General features: G+C 59.7%; 12 protein-coding genes and 1 pseudogene. 5 read left to right on the top strand and 8 right to left on the bottom strand.

Annotated features, from left to right (window positions below; translation table 11 throughout):
- Positions 1-117: 117 nt before the first annotated feature.
- The 5 genes from ACIN8IBEIGE_RS03425 to ACIN8IBEIGE_RS03405 form a co-directional block, all read right to left on the bottom strand.
- A complete protein-coding gene (locus tag ACIN8IBEIGE_RS03425; protein ID WP_160013428.1) occupies positions 118-1215 on the bottom strand; it encodes a carboxynorspermidine decarboxylase in 1098 nt (365 codons plus the stop codon).
- A gap of 251 nt (positions 1216-1466) precedes the next feature.
- Complete coding sequence (locus ACIN8IBEIGE_RS03420; protein ID WP_160013427.1) at positions 1467-3788, bottom strand: DUF6160 family protein; 2322 nt, start codon at positions 3786-3788, stop codon at positions 1467-1469.
- Positions 3789-3799: 11 nt separating this feature from the next.
- Positions 3800-4399, bottom strand: a complete 600-nt coding sequence (locus tag ACIN8IBEIGE_RS03415; protein WP_160013426.1) for a DUF6160 family protein — start codon at positions 4397-4399, stop codon at positions 3800-3802.
- The gene (locus ACIN8IBEIGE_RS03410; RefSeq protein ID WP_160013425.1) at positions 4389-5432 is read right to left on the bottom strand and encodes a hypothetical protein; all 1044 of its coding nucleotides are present in this window, start codon (positions 5430-5432) and stop codon (positions 4389-4391) included. Before ACIN8IBEIGE_RS03410 ends, ACIN8IBEIGE_RS03415 begins: the two co-directional genes overlap by 11 nt.
- Before the next feature lies 1 nt (position 5433).
- The gene (locus ACIN8IBEIGE_RS03405) at positions 5434-6474 is read right to left on the bottom strand and encodes a DUF6160 family protein (RefSeq protein WP_160013424.1); all 1041 of its coding nucleotides are present in this window, start codon (positions 6472-6474) and stop codon (positions 5434-5436) included.
- 270 nt (positions 6475-6744) lie between these two features.
- On the opposite strand from ACIN8IBEIGE_RS03405, the gene mksB reads away from it, so the two are divergent.
- The 3 genes and pseudogenes from mksB to mksF form a co-directional block, all read left to right on the top strand.
- The gene (gene mksB, locus ACIN8IBEIGE_RS03400; RefSeq protein ID WP_160013423.1) at positions 6745-7995 is read left to right on the top strand and encodes an Mks condensin complex protein MksB; all 1251 of its coding nucleotides are present in this window, start codon (positions 6745-6747) and stop codon (positions 7993-7995) included.
- The gene (gene mksE, locus ACIN8IBEIGE_RS03395; RefSeq protein WP_160013422.1) at positions 7992-8687 is read left to right on the top strand and encodes an Mks condensin complex protein MksE; all 696 of its coding nucleotides are present in this window, start codon (positions 7992-7994) and stop codon (positions 8685-8687) included. Before mksB ends, mksE begins: the two co-directional genes overlap by 4 nt.
- Positions 8684-11534: pseudogene (gene mksF / locus ACIN8IBEIGE_RS03390) on the top strand (Mks condensin complex protein MksF); the annotation flags it as partial. The gene mksE and the pseudogene mksF, both read left to right, overlap by 4 nt.
- A 36-nt stretch (positions 11535-11570) precedes the next feature.
- Here the strand turns inward: mksF and ACIN8IBEIGE_RS03385 are convergent.
- Genes ACIN8IBEIGE_RS03385 through ACIN8IBEIGE_RS03375 form a run of 3 tightly spaced genes read right to left on the bottom strand, consistent with a single transcriptional unit; the run spans position 11571 to position 15136 of the window.
- Positions 11571-13874 (bottom strand): PqiB family protein, encoded by a 2304-nt coding sequence (locus ACIN8IBEIGE_RS03385; protein WP_160013420.1) that lies wholly within the window; start codon positions 13872-13874, stop codon positions 11571-11573.
- The gene (locus tag ACIN8IBEIGE_RS03380) at positions 13867-14490 is read right to left on the bottom strand and encodes a paraquat-inducible protein A (protein ID WP_160013419.1); all 624 of its coding nucleotides are present in this window, start codon (positions 14488-14490) and stop codon (positions 13867-13869) included. The genes ACIN8IBEIGE_RS03385 and ACIN8IBEIGE_RS03380 overlap by 8 nt, the downstream gene beginning before the upstream one ends.
- A complete protein-coding gene (locus ACIN8IBEIGE_RS03375) occupies positions 14477-15136 on the bottom strand; it encodes a paraquat-inducible protein A (RefSeq protein WP_160013418.1) in 660 nt (219 codons plus the stop codon). Before ACIN8IBEIGE_RS03375 ends, ACIN8IBEIGE_RS03380 begins: the two co-directional genes overlap by 14 nt.
- Before the next feature lie 167 nt (positions 15137-15303).
- Here ACIN8IBEIGE_RS03375 and ACIN8IBEIGE_RS03370 point away from each other — a divergent pair, with 167 nt between their 5' ends.
- Together ACIN8IBEIGE_RS03370 and ACIN8IBEIGE_RS03365 are read left to right on the top strand one after the other, a co-directional pair.
- Positions 15304-15480 (top strand): integrase core domain-containing protein, encoded by a 177-nt coding sequence (locus ACIN8IBEIGE_RS03370; RefSeq protein WP_160013417.1) that lies wholly within the window; start codon positions 15304-15306, stop codon positions 15478-15480.
- A gap of 420 nt (positions 15481-15900) precedes the next feature.
- The gene (locus tag ACIN8IBEIGE_RS03365; RefSeq protein WP_090248782.1) at positions 15901-16113 is read left to right on the top strand and encodes a cold-shock protein; all 213 of its coding nucleotides are present in this window, start codon (positions 15901-15903) and stop codon (positions 16111-16113) included.
- Positions 16114-16169 lie beyond the last annotated feature (56 nt).

Genomic DNA, 16169 nt, shown 5'->3' with positions numbered 1-16169 from the left:
CTGCGTTTAAGAGACAGATGTTGCGGTGCTACAAACAGGTAGGGTGGACGGCGCTTTACCCGTCCACCACTTGGCGATCACGTTGGTGGATGAGAAAAACGCCATCCACCCTACGGATCAGCTCAGGCTGGACAGGTAATCCTCAAAGCCAAATTCGCGAACCACCTCGACGCTGCCGTCGAGCTGCTTGACCGCGATGGACGGCATCTTCAGGCCGTTGAACCAGTTCTTCTTGACCATGGTGTAACCGGCCGCATCGATAAACGACAGGCGATCGCCGATCTGCAGCGGCTTGTCGAACTGGTACTCGCCAAAGATGTCGCCAGCCAGGCAGGACTTGCCGCACACCATGTAGGTGTACTCACCGCTACACGGTTCCATCTTGGCGTTAAGACGGTAGATCAGCAGATCGAGCATGTGCGCCTCGATCGAGCTGTCGACCACAGCCAGATGCTTGCCGTTGTAGAGAGTGTCGAGCACCGTGACTTCCAGGGAGGAACTCAGGGTGATCGCCGCTTCGCCCGGCTCCAGGTAGACCTGCACACCGAAGCGCTCGGAGAAGGCCTTGAGCCGCGCGCAGAACTGGTCCAGCGGATAGCCTTCGCCGGTGAAGTGAATGCCGCCCCCCAGACTGACCCACTCGGCCTGTTCCAGCAGATGACCGAAGCGTTCCTCGATGGTGCTCAGCATCTGGTCGAACAGCTCGAAGCTGCCGTTCTCGCAGTTGTTGTGGAACATAAAGCCGCTGATTTTATTCATCACCGCGGCGATCTTTTCCGGATCCCACTCGCCCAGGCGGCTGAACGGGCGGGCCGGGTCGGCCAGCAGGTAATCGGAGCTGCTCACCTGCGGGTTAACGCGCAGGCCACGGATGGTGCCTTCGGAAGCCTCGGCGAAGCGCTCGAGCTGGCCGATGGAGTTGAAGATGATCTTGTCGCAGTTGGCGAGCATCTCAGGAATTTCATCATCCGCCCAGGCCACGCTGTAGGCGTGGGTTTCGCCAGCGAACTTCTGCCGACCGAGCTTCAACTCGTACAGCGAGCTGGACGTGGTGCCGTCCATATACTGCTGCATCAGGTCGAACACCGACCAGGTGGCGAAGCACTTGAGCGCCAGCAGTGCCTTGGCACCGGAGTGCTCGCGTACGTAGGCGATCTTCTCCAGATTGCCCAGCAGCTTCTGTTTGTCGATCAGGTAGTAAGGCGTTTTGATCATGGCGCTGCCCCTGCAAGGTCGGCTAACGGGAAGCCAACAGGCTCCCCCCAAAAAAGTGGAGGCGAATTGTGCCGACAACCGGCACATATCGAAAGGGCAACGGGGATATTTCCTCGATTCAGCGACCATTGGCGGCGATTGGGCGCGCAATGGAAGCCCCCAGCACATGCCATAGTGCGCCAGCAGAATGACCAACAAGGATGACAGGAGCATGACGGCATAGAGCGCCTGCGCGGCGCTGATGCGGGGGCTCAGTTGATCGGCGTGGCCGTCAGGTTGGCGCGAATATCGGCGTTCTGCAGTTTGACCCCATACATCGAGGTCACCGCACCGCCGGTGGGGTGAACGTGCTGAATCCGGTCGATATTCACTTCCTTGAAGTGCACTCGGCCGTTGACCGCAAAGCCCAGTGGGTCGGGGCTAACCGGCGTACAACCGGTGCCCGTCTTGCTGCACACCTTGGTCGGTGCCACGTCCAGATTGAGGTCCACATTGAAGCCATAGTCGTTAGCGTTAGGATTCGCCGGATTGCCGTCAGAGGTGTGGAAGTTATCCACCACCAGTTGGCTGCCAGTGCCGTTCACCCCGTTGACCCGCCCGGTTTCGATAATGATCTGGTTACGTTTCTCATTGTTCGACACAGCATTGGCCGGGTTACCGGAGCCATCACGGACAAAGACGTTTTTCAGCTTGACCGAAATCCCCTCGTCGCCGCGATCCTCCCAGCGCCCGCCACTGGCCACACATGCCGCTGACGTGCCACCGCTACCGCCGACGCACAATGCACCGGCGCCGCCCGAGCTGATGGCCAGGATCGAACCCTGCTCATAACGCTTAAGCACCAAGCGACCAATGCTACTGCCGGTCTGCCGGTCACCCCAGCGCACGTCGTTCACATCCAGCTTGGACCAGTACGTGCCCTTACGCAGCTCGACGCCGTTGTTGCTGATATCCAGCGAACCTTCGCGGTAATGCATGTCATAGCTGCTGCCCGACAGCCACAGGCCACGACCATTTTCATCCACGGTAATCGCCGCGTTGGCCTCGGTAATATAGAAGTCGGCGTTGTAGCGCAGCCCATCACCAACGGCACCGCCAGCGCGCAGAGTGACCTGGCCGTTGAGGGTGAAATCATAGGCCGGGAAAATTTCCATCAGCACCAGCAACTCGGTGCCACCCTGCAAAGGCGCGTCGGCACCACCCACGCGCAAACCATCGAAGCTGTAGCTACCGACGACATTCTTGAAACCCAGGCGCATACCGTCGAAATGACCGTTGTAGCCGCCGCTGTTTATATCGCTGTTGCTGCCGGCATAGCAGCTCGTGCTCACGCCGGCGGCGCAGCTTTTGGTCAGATCAAAGGTAAACTGACCGGTACCGTGGGTCCGCAGGCCGCTGAACCACATGGTGTTGCCGTTATCGGTGAGTGCCAACGAGCTGTCGACCATATTCCAGCTGAGGTCAGCGCGGATGCCTTTCTGCCCGGAGTTGGGGTCACCGCCCGGACGCAGTTTCAGCCAATTCTGCCGAGCACCCTGGTCAAGAAAACTCAAATCCACCGCCAGGCCACCGAGTTTCTGATTGCTCGGGTTGCCCATAATCAGGCCGCCCAGGGTGGCGTTGAACTTGAGGTCCTGAAAGGCCACTTTGGCATAACTACCCACACCGTCCTGTTCCAGATCCAGAGTCAGCCCTGAATTGCTGATCAGGCTGCCGGCAAAATTCTCGGCGCGCAGAATGCCTTCGTCCTGGTACTGGAACAGGCTGTTGGCGATAGTGATATTCGGCTTGATCCGCAAGCCCTCGCCACTGGCGCCGCCACCCGCAATGCTGATGCTGCCGCCCAGGCGCAAATCCATGTTCAGCTTGCCGAAGCTGCGTTGTGCATCCACGTCACGCAGATCGGGGGTACCCGGCGTCACCGCCACACCGGCAGTTGGGTCGCCATGGGCCAGGTCCAGACCGATACCGGCAATCGAGCCGACAAAACGCGAAGTGCCAAGGTCCAGCTTGATTTCCTGGCCGCTGCCGCCGCTGACGATGTCCAGGTACGCGTTGTTCAGGTAAGTATCGAACGACAGGCCTTTGACGATCAGGTCAAAGCCATTGTCACGGTAATAAAAGGTTGCCGCACTCAACGACAGCTGGCTGTCATCCACGCTGAAACCGCTGACACCACTGGCCCCACCGCCACTCAATTTGAGGCTGGCGCCCAGGGTGAAGAACGCACGGAAAGCACCAAAGCTTTTGCTGCTACCGGCCAGCTCGATATTGTCGATGCTCAGCACCTGAGCACTGCCGCTGTGCTGCACCTGCAGCTGATTACCCACCACATCCAGTGTGGTGGTCGAGCTGCTGCCTGCCGCTTGCGGCGTACCGCTGACGCCCTTGAGGCTGAGGGTCTGACCATCCTGTTTGTAGTCAATGCTGCCGGCAGACCAGCCAGCGCCCGAGGTTTGCAGACTGATACCGTCGCGTCCGCTGACGGACGACAACGCCTGATCATCCAGCGCTTGCATGGCCTGCGTCAGCGGACTGAGAACTGCGAGCAACAACAGCGAATGACGGTGCATGGCCCTGCTCCTCAATTCTGCGGAAAGATCAGCACGTTGCCCTGCATACGGATGGTGCCGTCGATCTTCGCCGAGAAGATATTGGTCTGCTGGTACGACGGATTACCGCCATTGGCCACGCTCAGGGACTTGTTCTGCCAGCCACCTTGATTAGCCACACCAAAAGCAAAGCTGCCGTCCTTGAATTTCACCTCGCTGGGCAGCCCAAACTCCAATACGTCCTGATTGAAGGTCGCGCCATCACCGCCAAAGCCATCATCAATGGTGCGAGTGCGCAGGGTCAGCCCCTCAAAACTGAAGATACCTTTCATATTGTCCAGCACATACCAGCCGCCATCGGACTCGCTGCGCACGGCGACACGCAAGCCACAATGCTCCACCGCACTGGCGCCCGGGGTGGCGCAGCTGCGCTGATCGGCACTCCAGGTTGCCGGGTTGTTATTCAGCGGCAGGCTCCAGAGCACACCCCCCTCTTTGTTGATGCTGAACTCACCGGACAGATAAACCCCACCCTGGCCGTTGAGCTGGCTCAGGGCCTCGTCATCCAGGGCCTGCATTTCGGCCAGGGCAGGCAGGCTGAGCAGGCACAGTGCAAGGCATCTAGAGATCACGGCTGGTCACCTTCAGATAGTTAAAGCTCAGGCCACGGATCTCGCTCTGGCCAAAGTTGTAGCCCCCGGTCGGGGTTTGCCCGTAGCCAGGACGAGTGCCGCCAAAGTTGAGGTTACCGATCACCAGGTTGGTACGCGGCGCATTGGCGTAGAAATCCGCGGCCAGGGCATTGCGCTGGGCCTGGGTGGTGCCAGCCGCCACAGGATTGGGCAACTCCAAGACAAACTGGCCATTACTGGTGACGTCGAACAGCAGCGGCTGGCTCTTGCCGTAGCCCAGCGAGATAGTGGCAAAGGCGTTGGTCAGGTAGGCCGTGCGCGCGGCCTGCTCGGCCGTGGTCGCACAGTTGGCGGCACCGGCCGCGCAGGACATCAACTCCAGGCTCTTGGCAAAAATATTCACCCGCGCTTCGCCCACCAACTGCGCCCGCGAATCATCGCCCCACAGGCGCAGGTAGGAGCCGTCCATCACCAGCTCGGCGATATCGATATTGAGGATATCGGTACGCCCGGCAGCCACCTGGAAATCGAAGCGAATGCCCATATCCACACGGCCCTCTGGACGGGTGGAGCAGTTATTGCCAGCAGCGGCGAAACCACTGATACAGGCATTACCGCCGGCACCAATCAAGCGCTCGGGAAAATTAAGCTGCAGCACGCTGACATTGTTCGGCGTGGTCTGTACCCAGGTGCCATCATCACGCAGGCTGCGCAAGTCCTCACCCTTGGCCAGGCCCAGGGTAAAGGGATGATCGAGACGGCCAATGGTCACCGGGTTGAGCACTGCGCCCTTGTTGCTACCCGTGGCGCCTAGGTAAAACTCCTTGACCGAGATCGGCACGTTCTGCCCGCTGACATTATTGATATCGTTGATGGTGATGGCGGCCTGATTTGCGTCGAACAACACACCATCGAGAACAAAGCCGATACCAGCGCCTTGCACCGCAGACAGCTCGTCGTCCTCCAGGGCGACCATTTCGCCATGAGCCTGGGTGACTCCCAGAAGCAACAACACCGATAGCCACTTGCTCATGTCAGCACCCCCTATCTGCGGTACCGAAGCAGGTGTCCTGCCGCGGGATACCGTTAAAGGCTTCCTGGAAACTGGTATTGATCGCGGCTGTGCCGTCGGCATTACGCGGGATATTCATAAAGGCGCCAGCCAGGGCGGTGATAAACTTGCCGGCATCCTGCTGGTCGCGCCATTGCACATTCTGGCTCTGCATGGACAGGAACACGCCTTTGGCTGCACTGGCAAACTGCTGGCTGTTATTGGGATCAAGCTGGCCAATCGGGAAGCTGCCATAGTTGGCCAAGGGGAAGCAGGTCTGGGTGCTAAGCAACTCACAGTTGCCCGAAGAAAACAGGCTCAGCAGAAAATTGTCAAAGCCGGAGCCCGAAGGGATCGACAGTTTCTGTCCATCCACCATCCCGATCATCGTGGCGCGCACCGGGTCGGCGTCCCCCCCGCCATTGACCAGCTGAGCCTGAGCGCTGAAATCGCTGTTGGCATAGGCGCCCCCCACCAATCCCTTGGCCCCCGCACAAATCAGGTCATACCAGGCGCAACTCATCTGGGTGGCCAAGTAATTGCCCTTGCCGTAGAGATCCACGGCGATATTACCGGTCATGCGGTTGATATCCCCGGACAGATAGCCCTGGGCCTCGCTAAAGCCCAAACGCACCCCCACTACTTTGTTGCCCGAATAGGCCAGCTCAAGAAAAGGGTTCTTGATCAGAAAGGGATTGACCTGGCCAGTGGCGTCATTGACCGTACCCAAGGCGAAGTTGTTGATGTCGATATCAGCGGTATTGGCCGCCTCGCCAGCCCGTGAATACAGGCCCAGCTGCAACTTCTTGATATTGAGCTGGGCCGCCATATCCATACCAAAGTTGATCCGGGTAAAGTTCAGCCCATTGGCGCTGTCGGTGGTCAGGTTGATAAATGCCTGACCGGTGATATCCGACAGTTCACTATCCTCCAGCTCCACCATGCTCGCCTGGACGGCAGTGCTGACAAGGGCCGCACAGATGCAGGCGAGGACAGTCTTGGCAAGGCGAAAAGGCGGGCGCATGGCATAGTCCTTTATTGTTATAAGTGCCGCAGCTCAGAGGCCGACAGCCTTGACTAGCACTATAAAAAGGCTGTCGCCCCAGTGTGCCAACCCATAGTCGAGAAATCCTGTATAAAACGACGCTAGAAAAGTGTCAGCCTCCGCCCACTGTTACCCATAGTCACACCAGACGTTACCCCCGCTTGGAGCGATAACCGGCACTCAAGTCTTGCCCTCTGCTTGCAGTACAATCGGCGTTTTTTGCGAAAAGCCCGCGGAGCGGATGCCCCGATGATTGATCCCAAGCGCGTACTGCGCGCCCTTGCCGAACACTGGACGTTGCTGGAGCCGCTGTGCGAGCGCTTCGATGCTGGCACCCTGAGCCTGGTGGAGCTGCGTAATCAGCTGGCCGCGCAGTTGCCCGAAGGCACGCCCACCGATGTCACCGCCCTGCTCGATCAGTGGATCCGCCTGGATATCCTGGTGCCGGTGGCCAAGAGCCCCAATCGCTTCGAGCTGAATGCGCAGATTCACGACTTCCTCGCCTACCTGCGCCGCGAACACCGCCTGGGCCTGTGCCTGGAGATCGAAGCCTATCTGCGCCACCTGGAGCGCCTGGCCGGCTATATCAAGGATGCCTTCGAGGTGCGCGATGCCGCCGACCTGGCGCGCCAGCTGCGTTTACTCGATATGCGTGTGCGCGATGTATTGAAGAAGCTGGCCAACGACGAACAGGCGCTGGTCGCGGTAGCCGAGCGAGCCAAGACCAGCGACCGGCAGATTCCGCTGCGTCAGCGCTACGCCGAGGTGCTGGCCACCTGGGACGAATACGTCGAGCCGATGATCCAGCTGGTGGCCGCCGACGGTGCCTTCGAACAGGGCGTGTACCGCGTCGAACACGTGCTGCTGCGCCTGCTCGGCGAGCAACAGCGTCTCGGTCAACTGGTGGATGACGACCTGCTGCTGCGCACCCATGCGCGCATTCTGGAAATGCAGACCACCGCCCAGCTGACCCTGCGCCGCGCCCGCGAGCTGCTGCTGCCGCTGCGTGAAGAAGCGCGCCGGCACAACGCCGTGACCCGTGGCGCCGCCCTGGCCCTGGCGACGATTCGCAAGAAGGGACTGGACGCCGTGCCGCAGGCCTCCATGCCGCTGTTCAGCCGCCCGCAAAGCACCTTTCTCGGCACCGCGTCGCAGGTCGAGGCCTACGTGTATGCCCTGGCGCGCTTCGAGCCCAAGCCGGCGCAGTTCCCCAAGGCCCACAGCGGCCGCAAGGGCGAAGCCCCACGCGCACCACGCACCGCACGGGAGATGATCGAGCGCTGCGAACAGGCCCTGCCGCTGCCGGACCTGATGGTCTGGCTGCTGGAACAGGAGCCCGAAGGCGCCACCGACGAATTGCTCTACTGGTTCTCGCGCCTGTCCCGCGATGGCCGTTTCCAGCGCGAGCGCCTGGAGCGCCGCGACTACCTCACCCGCGAGCATCAGGTCAGCCTGAGCTCCTTTGCCCTGATCAAGCCGGCCGGGACCACCGCCCTATGAATATCGACCTGAAAGAACTGACCCAGCTCGCACCGATCTTCCGCGAGCTGTTCAAGGGCTACCACATCAGCCGCAGCAACCCGGAGCTCTACACCCAGCTGGCCGGCCAGCAGGACCAGTACCGAGGCCTATTCAAGGCCCTGGGCTATGAACTGACCTGCGACAGCCGTGGCTTCTACTATTTCGTGCCTGAACAGATGGGCGCGCAGGTCAACAAGACCGCCCAGCGCCTGGCGTTGTTTACCTTTATCCTCGTTGAACATTTGGCGGACCAAGGCCGCGACCCGCTGGCCGTACTCGACGGCGGCAGCCTGGGCCGTGACGAGCTGCCGGCGCTGCTGGAGAAGTACAAGGATCTGTTCCTCCAGGCCGAAGTCACCACCCAGGATGAACTGGAAGAGAAAGTCATGCGCCGCCTGACCCAGCTGGGCTTTGCCAGTGAAGACAACGGCATCTACCGCTTCCTCGCACCGATGCACCGCTTCCTCGACGTGTGCCTCTCCGTGCAGCAGGACCGTGACCTCGCCGCCACCCTGCACAGCGCCCTGCCGCTGCCGACGCCAGTGCTGCTGGATGAAGGGGCCGAAGACGAAATCATCAGCCTCAGAGAACCAGAAACTAACGAGTCCGAAGAAGACGACCTGGCCCGCGCCATGGCCGAAGAACGTGCCGCCCAGGAGATGGATGCATGAGCCAGGAACGCTACGGCATCCGCCGCTTCGCCCTACTGAATACCGCCGGCTACAGCCTCGGCCTGTTCCCGCTGGAAAACCCGCTGTCGGTTTACGGCGCCAACAACCTGGGCAAATCCGCTTCGATCAATGCCCTGCAGTTCCCTATCCTGGCGCGCATGTCGGATATGAGCTTCGGCAAGTACAGCCTGGAGCAATCGCGCAAGTTCTACTTCGCCAGCGACACCAGCTATATCCTCGTCGAAGTCGCCCTGCCTCATGGCCCCCATGTGATCGGCGTGGCCGGCCGCGGGCCGGGCGGCGGCTTCGGCCACCAGTTCTTCGCCTACCAGGGCACCTTGGACCTGGAGCACTACCAGAAAAACGGCACCTGCCTGCGTCAACGCGAGCTGTTCAACGCGCTGGAACGCGAAGGCATCAAGGCCTACGAGCTGAAACCCGAAGAGCTGCGCCGCCTGCTGGTCGGTGGGCATACTTCGATTCCGCTGGACCTGACCCTGATCCCGCTGCGCTCCACCAGCGAGCAGAGCCTGAAAACCTTCCGCGCGCTGTTTATCAACCTGCTGCATATGCGTGAGATCACCGCCGCCAAGCTTAAGCAGCTGTTCCTCGATGCCTTCGAGCACAGCTTGCGCTCGGGTAGCGTCGACTATATCGCCGCTACCGAAGAAGCCTTCCGCGATGTGCGGCGCATGGAACAGGACTACCAAGCCCTGGTGACCGCCGGCCCGCTGATTGAAGCCCTGGCCGCCGGTGTGGCCCAGCGCGAGCTGCTGCGCGGCAAGTTGCACCGCCTGTCGCCGCTGCTCGATTCACTGCTCGGCACCTGGCAGGACTACGCCGGCGCGCGCCGCGAAGAGTTGGTGATCCAGGCCGAACACTACCGTGGCGAGCAGGACGGTCTGCAGCAGGAGCAACGCGGCGGCACTCAAGAACTGATGCGCATGGAGCGCGAAATCAGCGAAATCCAGCGTTGGCTCGGTGAGCTGTCGGTGCTAAAAAATCGCTTTGCCCTGGTTACCGATGCCAAGGTGCTGGAAGAACAGCTGCTGGCCGCCAAGGATGCCCACGACGAGCTGGCCGGTGCCCTGGCGCAGTCGCGGCAATTCTCCGCCGAGGACCTGGACGAGCGCCTGCGCGACCTGGAAAAACGCCTGAAGTCGGTCAAGCAGCAACTCGAACACGCCGACAACAACAGCTACTCACGCCTGCGCGAAGAGTTCAGCCAGCAAGATGTCGATCGTCTGATGCGCCTGTTCAATGGCCAGCTGTTCAGCCTGCCGCTGGGCGAGAAAGGCATTCAGGTTGCCGACGGCGATGCCTGGGTCAAATCCCTGGAAAGCATTCTCGACCGCTTCAAGGGTGAGCACTTCGAAGTACCCGGCCTGAGCATCGACCTCAGCCATATCGAACCACCGGCCCTGCAAGCCCTGGCCGACCGCGCCGCTTTGCGCGACCAGAAAGACCGCCTGGATCGCGAATACAAACAGCTGAAAACCCAGCAGGCAGTGGCGTCAGACCGCGCCGCGAGCAAGGCCCAAGCTGAGCAGTTCTACCAGGCCGTGCTGGATGCACAGAAAGCCCTGGAGGACTTCCGCCGCAGCCAAACCCTTGCGGTTGAAGAGCCGCAGAAACTGGAGCAACTGGCTCAACTGGAAGCCGCTCAGGACGAACTCAAGCGCGCCGCAGATGCCTTTACCGAGCGCGTTCAACAGCTCTCCGCCAAGCTGCAATTGGTTGGCCGTCAGCTCGCCGATCTGGAAGCCAAGGAGCGCACTCTGGAAGATGCCCTGCGCCGCCGCCAGCTGCTGCCGGCCAACCTGCCGTTCGGCACACCCTTTACCGACCCGGTGGACGACAGCCTGGACAACCTGCTGCCGCTGCTTAACGACTACCAGGACGCCTGGCAGGGCCTGCAACGCATCGACGGGCAGATCGAGGCGTTGTACGCGCAGGTACGCCTGAAAGGCGTGGCCAAGTTCGACAGCGAAGATGACGTCGAACGTCGTCTGCACCTGCTGGTCAATGCCTACGCCCACCGCCAGGACGAAGCCATTACCCTGGCCAAGGCACGCCGTGCCGCGGTCACCGACATCGCCCGCACCCTGCGCAATATCCGCAGCGACTACGACAATCTGGAACACCAGCTGGCGCTGTTCAACCGCGAGATCAACAAGCGCCAGGTGTCTAACCTGGAAAGCTTCCGCATCGTTTTGGCCCCCAATAAAGACGCGCTCAAGCATATCGACCAGATCATCCACAGCGCCGGTCAATACGAAGAAGGCGAAACCCTCTCGGTGTTCGACCTGCAGCAGAGCAGCGAACAGGACAGCAAGAACGAGGAAGCCAAGGAATACCTGGCGCGCCTGGTCGCTGCCAACCATAACCAGCTGGGCTTGAAGGACCTGTTCGAACTGGCCTTCGAGATCACCAAGGTGCATGGCCAGCCGGTGATCCACACCGACATCGATGGCGCGGCGTCGAACGGCACCACCATGACCATCAAGGCGCTGACCAACATGTACCTGCTGCTGCACCTGATGGACCGCGACCAGGCCGGCAAGGTGCGCTTGCCTTACTACCTGGACGAGGCGGCGGATATCGATGAGAAGAACCAGCAGGCACTGATCGAAACCAGTCTGCAGCTGGGCTTTGTACCGATTCTCGCCTCGGTAAAGCCGCAGGTCTCAGCTCACGTGGCCATCGACCTGGAAGGCGGCAGCGGGCCGAATGGCATCTATATCGACGAAGCGGATTGGAAATATATCCAGCGCCGTGACAGCGCCAAGAGCAAGGCAGAAACCACAACCGCAGCAACCGAGCCCGCCTGACGCAGGCTCACCCGCCATAAAGCACAAGGGCCGCAATTGCGGCCCTTGTCAGTTATTTCTCCAGCGAGATCTTCGGCGCCCAGCGTAACCACTCTTCCTTGACCTCGTCATACAGGGCAAAGGTCTGTCCTGGCTGCGCTGGTCCGCCCATCTGCGGATTATCCGGCGAGGCGAAGGCGATGCCGCCTTCAAGCAAAGCCTCCAGCGACTCGGTACGCACCTTCACCCCGCTGAACAGCCCAGCATCCACGCCAATACCGCTGGCATTCCAGAAGCGGCTGCCGCTGCGTACCAACGGCGCATAACGCGGCTCAATCAGGATATGGATCAGCACGCGATCCGAAGTCGGCCCCAGCTCGAAATCGGTGACCTTGCCCACCGGCACCTCACGGTAACTGACCACCACACCCGGTTTGATCGAACCACGCCGCGCGGCACTCAACACCAGACGCAGGCCCTGCTCACGGGCATTGGCTTTAGGCGGTGCTTCGGCAGCCGTAAAGTTCATCTGCGCAGCGCCCTTCTGATTCGAGGGCTGCACTTCCAGATACTGGCCAGTGACCAGAGTTTCCAGGTTGGCGGCGCGGGTCAGGCTGACCTCGGGCTTGACCACCCAGAACTGTGTACCGACCCGGGCAATCTGCTGCGTCGCCTGAGTGATCCGCGCATACAGAATCACCGCCTGCAGATCATCCGTCAGTTCGATGCGCTCCACTTTACCAACGTCCAGGCCCTTGTAGCGAATCGCCGTGCCTGGGCTGAGACCGTCGCCGCTGGGCACCCGAATAGTCAGCTCTACACCTTTCTGCAACGCCACTTCCTGGCTGCTGTGCAGGCTGAAGCGCTCAACCCGCTTATTGCCTTTGGGGGCATTGGGATTCGGGGTTTCAAAGGCAATGCCACCTGCCAGCAAGGTCTGCAATGATTCGCTCTTGACCTCAACGCCGGACAGTCCGCCCTTCAGCGTAATGCCGCTGGCATTCCAGAAGCGCGTGCTGCTGTTTACCAGATGCGCATGCTCAGGCTCGATGTGCACGCCAAAGGCCACCTGCTTGTCATCACGCGACAGCTGAAAACTCTGCACCGTACCGACTTTGACCTGCTTGAACAGGACCGGGCTGCCTACCTCCAGAGAACCGCGTGTGTCGCTGAACAACACCAGATGCAAACCCGGCGCTGACAGGTCGAGCGGCGGGGCTTTGGCTCTGGCGACAAAATCACGCAGCGGAGGATTGCCGGCGTCGCCCGGCCGGATGGCGATGTAGTTGCCCTTAACCAGCGCCTCCAATCCGGTTATCCCAGCCAGGGAAATCGATGGTTTGACCACCCAGAAATCGGTGCCTTCAACCAGGTAGTCTTCGGTGCGAGGGTCGAGCATCAATTCCACCCGTGCGCCACTGAGATCCTGATCAACCTTGAAGGTCTTCATATGACCGACCTGGATACCCTTGTACATCACCGGCGTGCGACCGGGCTCCAGGCCTTCAAACTCATGCAGCTTGAGCGATACGCGAATACCGGCCTGTGCGCTGTCGAAGTCTTCATACAGGCGAAATGGCAGGCTCGGGTCAGTCGGCGGGCTATCTTTGCGGTGTTCAGGCGTAGCGAAGGCAATTCCGCCCGCGACAATGCTCGCCAAAGATTCGGTGCGTACTTTCACTCCAGATAAACCGGCATCGATAGAGACGCCGCTGGCATTCCAGAAACGCGTGTGTTTGCGCACCAGAGAGGCAAACACGGGCTCAATAAACACCTTCACCTCAATCAGGTTCTGCTCCTCAACCAAGGCATAACTTTTCACCCGGCCCACCTGGATCTGCTTGTAAAACACCGGGCTGTCCCGATTGAGCGAGCCAAGCCGCTCGGCCTTGAGGGTCAGGTGCAAACCAGGCGCGGTGTCGGCCAAGGGTGGTGGCTCACTCAGCGCAGTGAATTTACGTGTAGGCTCGCCATCACCAGGACTGGCTGTGATGTAGTTACCCGACACCAGGGTTTCCAACCCGGTGATGCCCGCCAGCGAAACGCTCGGCTTGACCAGCCAGAAGCGAGTATTGGTACGCAGATGCTGCTCAACCCGCTTATCCATTTCCAGGGTCGCACGCACACCACGCCGCTCGCCGCTGTCATCCAGCTCCAGAGCCGTGACCTTGCCAATCGGCATGCCTTTGAAGATCACTTCAGTCTTGCCCGGCTGAATGCCATCACCGCTGGCGAACATCACCTGAATCTCGATACCTGCTTCGTTATAGGCACGCCAACCCAGCCAACCACCAATCAGTAACGCAATCAGCGGCAATACCCAGATAGCCGACCAGTTCGAAGCAGGGCGCGCTTTAGCCAATGGCAAATCATTCATGGTGGTCATCCAAGTCCGTGTTATCCCAAATCAAGCGGGGGTCGAAAGTTAAAGCAGCCAGCATGGTCAGCACCACCACACTGGCAAACGCGGTCGCGCCGTAGCCGGGAACAATGCTCGCCAAACTGCCGAAGTTAACCACCGCCACCAGGATCGCGATGACAAAAATATCCAGCATCGACCAGCGCCCGATCCATTCAATAAAGCGGTACATCAACACGCGCTGACGCGCCGACATCGGTTGATGGCGCTGCACCGAATACAGCAGCAGGGCAATGCCAACCAGCTTGAACGTCGGCACCGCAATACTGGCGATAAATACCACCGCGGCAATCGGCAGCATGCCGTAGTTCACCAACTCGATAACCCCCGACATGATGGTGTCGGACTGGCCCTTGCCCAGCGAGTTGACCGTCATGATCGGCAGCAGGTTGGCCGGGATATACAGCACTGCCGCCGTCAGCAATAACGCCCAGGTACGTATCAGACTGTTGGGACGGCGCGCATGCAAGTGTCCGCCGCAGCGCGTGCAGAATTGCTTGTCGCTGTCCGGCTGCAGCGGATTGAGTTGATGACATTCATGGCAAATCAATAACCCGGCATCAATCGCCCGCATGCGCATCCTCTCCCGACAAGGCTTCCCAGATCTGATGGGGCGACATTGTCACCTCCAGCCAGACCTGAACCAGTAACAGCGCGACAAAACACAGCAGCCCCAGGCCAATGCTCAACTCGGCCAGATCGACCAGTTTCACAATCGCCACCAGGATGCCCATCAGGTAGACCTCAAGCATCCCCCACTCACGCATATGGTGATAAATGCGATAAAGCAGTAAGCCATAACCGCGGCCGATATCCAGGCGGATACTCAGCAGCACGGCAAACTGACACAACAGCTTGAGCAGTGGCACCGCCATGCTGCAGAGAAAGACCACCACGGCCACGCTCTGCATGCCGCTGTTATACAACCCGAGCACGCCCGTCCAGACGGTGTCCTCAGTCGCCTGCCCGAGCAGATTGAGTTGCATGATCGGCAAGAAGTTGGCTGGGATATACAACAACAAAGCCGCAATCACCAACGCCATGCTGCGGCGCACGACCTGTGCACGATGGGTATACAACTCATAGCCACAGCGCGGGCATTCGACCCGCTCACCTGCAGCAGCTTCAGGCTTGCGCAGCAACAGATCGCACTCATGACAGGCAATCAGCTGCTTAAGCTCAAGTTCGGAAAGTGGTTCAGAACCTGCCGGCTCGGCCATAGAAGAACCCTGATTAAAGTGCGCTTAGGCATCATAGCCACGCGCCGTTTAGTTGCCTATCAGAGGCGCACCTGCGCCTGGTTTGTTTTCACGGCGCAAAGTAAAACCCCCGACCAGTTTCCTGATCGGGGGTTTTGGTATAGGTGCTTGACGATGACCTACTCTCAATGGAGCGTTTCTTCAGAAGCCTGAAAACGGAGTGGATGCCAGAGCATGGCTATACCAGCCAAGGACAAGCTGAGGCTGATGTGCTGCGTTACCTGACGGATTACTACAACCATCAGCGGCCACACGGTTACAACGGATACAGAACGCCAGCGGAAACTGAATCACTGGCCGGATAAACCTAAACCAGTGTCCAGTTTTCGTTGACCACAACACCCCCGGCACCATAAAATCGAAAAAAGGCCTTGAGACTCAAGGCCTTTTTTATTGCCCGCAATAAAGCTACAGCACGCCAAAACAACGCTCAGACACAACCCTTACCCATCCGCCACAGGCCCGCAGAGCGCACGCACGAGACGCCGAGCAAAACACCTACAACCCAGCAACGGCATGCCCTGCAGGGGCTTGGCATTTGCCAGGAAGTTAGCGTAGAGTTTGCCCACTGTGTTTGCATGGGTCGCCGAAAATCGTGACCTGATGCAGTAGATCATCTAGATCCGCTACATCCCGCTCGACGTCGCATACCGCCTTGCAACCAGTATTCAGTCCCTCATGTCGAGTAGCGGCTGTCATCAACTCAAGGTTCAAGGAAATACACCATGTCGAATCGTCAGAACGGTACCGTCAAGTGGTTTAACGACGAGAAAGGTTTTGGTTTTATCACTCCAGAAAGCGGTCCGGATCTGTTCGTACACTTCCGCGCGATCCAAGGCAACGGCTTCAAGAGCCTGAAAGAAGGCCAAAAAGTCAGCTTTATCGCTGTGCAAGGCCAGAAAGGCATGCAGGCTGACGAAGTGCAAATCCAGGAGTAATCCTGCCGCTTTGAAGAACCCCTGATGGCAACATCGGGGTTTTTTTATGTCCTGCC

Source organism: Pseudomonas sp. 8BK (assembly GCF_902506475.1).
GTDB classification, from domain to species: Bacteria; Pseudomonadota; Gammaproteobacteria; order Pseudomonadales; family Pseudomonadaceae; genus Aquipseudomonas; species Aquipseudomonas anguilliseptica.
Note: the sequence above shows the minus strand (reverse complement) of the source record. Positions and strands in the feature narration are given on the sequence as shown.